Here is a 2,084-nt window from a genome sequence, read left to right on the forward strand (position 1 = left end):
CGAGGCCGAGTCCGAGCTCGTGGCCGGGTATCAGGTCGAGTACAGCTCCACCCCGTACCTGCTGTTCATGATCGGCGAGTACGCCAACATCGTCTTCATGTGCGCGATGATGAGCCTGCTGTTCTTTGGCGGCTGGAACCCGGGCTTCCCGATCGACTTCGCCGCCGACTGGCCCGAGTTCCTGGTCAACTTCCTGCTCTTCCTGGTGTTCTTCGCCAAGATCATCTTCTGGTTCGCGATGATCGCCATGGTGAAGGCCTTCGTGCCCCGCTACCGCTACGACCAGCTGATGCGGCTGGGCTGGAAGATATTCCTGCCGACGTCGCTGGTGGCGGTCGTCATCGTCGCCGCCTGGCGCGTGTTCGCGGTGGGCGCATGAGCCGGTTGCTGATCCTCGCGGCGGCGCTGGCGACGGGCGCCTGCACCATCCCGACCTACGAACCCGACCCGACGTCGCCCGCCCAGTGGGAGCGGCGTCAGGAAGCTATCCAGCGGCAACAGGCCGAACGCGAGCGCCTGTGCCGCATCACCAAGGACGACGACCCGCGCAAGGAAGAGCTTTGCCGCGGGATCAGAGGAAGCCGCTGATGTTCACCCGCCTCGTTCAGGCGACCAAGGGCGCGATGATGCTGGACGTCATCGGCGCCATCGGACTGTCGCTCAAATACATGATGCGCCCCAAGGCGACCGTGAACTACCCGTTCGAGCGCAACCCGCAGTCGCCGCGCTTCCGGGGCGAGCACGCCCTGCGTCGCTATCCCAACGGCGAGGAGCGCTGCATCGCCTGCAAGCTGTGCGAGGCCGTGTGCCCGGCCCAGGCCATCACCATTGAGTCCGAGCCTCGGGCTGACGGCAGCCGTCGCACCACGCGCTACGACCTCGACATGGTCAAATGCATCTATTGCGGCCTGTGCCAGGAAGCCTGCCCGGTGGACGCCATCGTCGAGGGCCCGAACCTGGAGTTCACCACCGAGACCCGGGAAGAGCTGCTCTATGACAAGGAAAAACTGCTCTCGAACGGCGACCGCTGGGAGCGGCTGATCGCGAAAAATCTGGAACTCGACGCGCCGTATCGCTAAGGCGCACACGCTCAACCGGCGCTGATTCACGGATCGTCGCCAACGAACCGAAAGGGGCCGAGGCCTCCTATGCTGCAAGGTATAGCCTTCTATGTGCTGGCGGCGGTCGCCGTGGTGAGCGCCCTCGCGGTCGTCACCGCGAAAAACCCCGTGCACAGCGTGCTGTGGCTGATCCTGGCCTTCTTCTCGTCGGCGGGGCTGTTCGTGCTGCTGGGCGCCGAGTTCCTGGCGATGCTGCTGGTCGTGGTCTACGTCGGCGCCGTCGCGGTGCTGTTCCTGTTCGTCGTCATGATGCTGGACGTCGACTTCGTGCGCCTGCGCGAAGGCTACGCCCGCTACCTGCCGCTGGCGGCGATCGTGGCGGGCGTCCTGCTGGCCGAGATGATCCTGATCTCGCTGGCGGTGGTCAGCGGCGGCGCGGCCGCGGGCTCGACGGCTCCGCTGGCGCCGACGGCCGACGCCTCGAACGTCGAGGCCATCGGACGGGTGCTCTACACCGACTATGTCTACATCTTCCAGGCGGCGGGGATCGTCCTGCTGATCGCCATGATCGGCGCCATCGTCCTGACCCTGCGCCACAAGCCCAACGTCAAACGCCAGAAGGCCCACGATCAGGTGACTCGCGACCGCCGCACCTCCGTCGAGGTCAAGGGCGCGGCGTCCGGCGCCGGCGTTAGCTCCGAGGAACTGCTCTGATGGCCGTGTCCCTGCAGCACTATCTGGCGGTCGCCGCCATCCTGTTCACCATCGGCGTGTTCGGCATCTTCGTGAACCGCAAGAACGTCATCATCATCCTGATGTCGATTGAGCTGATCCTGCTGGCCGTGAACATCAACTTCGTCGCCTTCTCGGCCTACCTGAACGACGTGCAGGGGCAGATCATGGCGATGTTCGTCCTGACCGTCGCGGCCGCGGAAGCGGCCGTCGGCCTGGCCATTCTGGTGACCTTCTTCCGCAACCGCGGCGACATCGCGGTTGACGACGCCAGCGTGATGAAGGGCTGAC

At 65.4% G+C, this 2,084-nt stretch carries 5 protein-coding genes; all 5 read left to right on the plus strand.

Translation table 11 applies throughout. The annotated features are described in order from the left end of the window. On the plus strand, positions 1–379 hold a 379-nt coding region (locus VGB60_RS04035), incomplete at its 5' end, for an NADH-quinone oxidoreductase subunit H (RefSeq protein ID WP_331036993.1). Then, complete coding sequence (locus VGB60_RS04040) at positions 376–588, plus strand: hypothetical protein (protein WP_331036994.1); 213 nt, start codon at positions 376–378, stop codon at positions 586–588. The genes VGB60_RS04035 and VGB60_RS04040, both read left to right, overlap by 4 nt. Beyond that, entirely contained in the window at positions 588–1,079 is a 492-nt protein-coding gene (gene nuoI / locus VGB60_RS04045; protein WP_331036995.1) for an NADH-quinone oxidoreductase subunit NuoI, read from the plus strand. Before VGB60_RS04040 ends, nuoI begins: the two co-directional genes overlap by 1 nt. A 69-nt stretch (positions 1,080–1,148) precedes the next feature. After that, on the plus strand, positions 1,149–1,775 hold the full coding sequence (locus tag VGB60_RS04050) for an NADH-quinone oxidoreductase subunit J (RefSeq protein ID WP_331036996.1): 627 nt from the start codon (positions 1,149–1,151) through the stop codon (positions 1,773–1,775). After that, on the plus strand, positions 1,775–2,083 hold the full coding sequence (nuoK, locus tag VGB60_RS04055; protein WP_331036997.1) for an NADH-quinone oxidoreductase subunit NuoK: 309 nt from the start codon (positions 1,775–1,777) through the stop codon (positions 2,081–2,083). The genes VGB60_RS04050 and nuoK overlap by 1 nt, the downstream gene beginning before the upstream one ends. The last annotated feature ends 1 nt before the right edge of the window (position 2,084 follow it).

The organism is Brevundimonas sp. (assembly GCF_036399195.1).
Taxonomy (GTDB): Bacteria; Pseudomonadota; Alphaproteobacteria; order Caulobacterales; family Caulobacteraceae; genus Brevundimonas.

What these genes read in the sequence shown, in the direction of transcription:
- VGB60_RS04040 (WP_331036994.1), top strand. Translation starts at nt 376, where the DNA reads ATGAGCCGGTTGCTGATCCTCGCGGCGGCGCTGGCGACGGGCGCCTGC.
- nuoI (WP_331036995.1), top strand. Translation starts at nt 588, where the DNA reads ATGTTCACCCGCCTCGTTCAGGCGACCAAGGGCGCGATGATGCTGGAC.
- VGB60_RS04050 (WP_331036996.1), top strand. Translation starts at nt 1,149, where the DNA reads ATGCTGCAAGGTATAGCCTTCTATGTGCTGGCGGCGGTCGCCGTGGTG.
- nuoK (WP_331036997.1), top strand. Translation starts at nt 1,775, where the DNA reads ATGGCCGTGTCCCTGCAGCACTATCTGGCGGTCGCCGCCATCCTGTTC.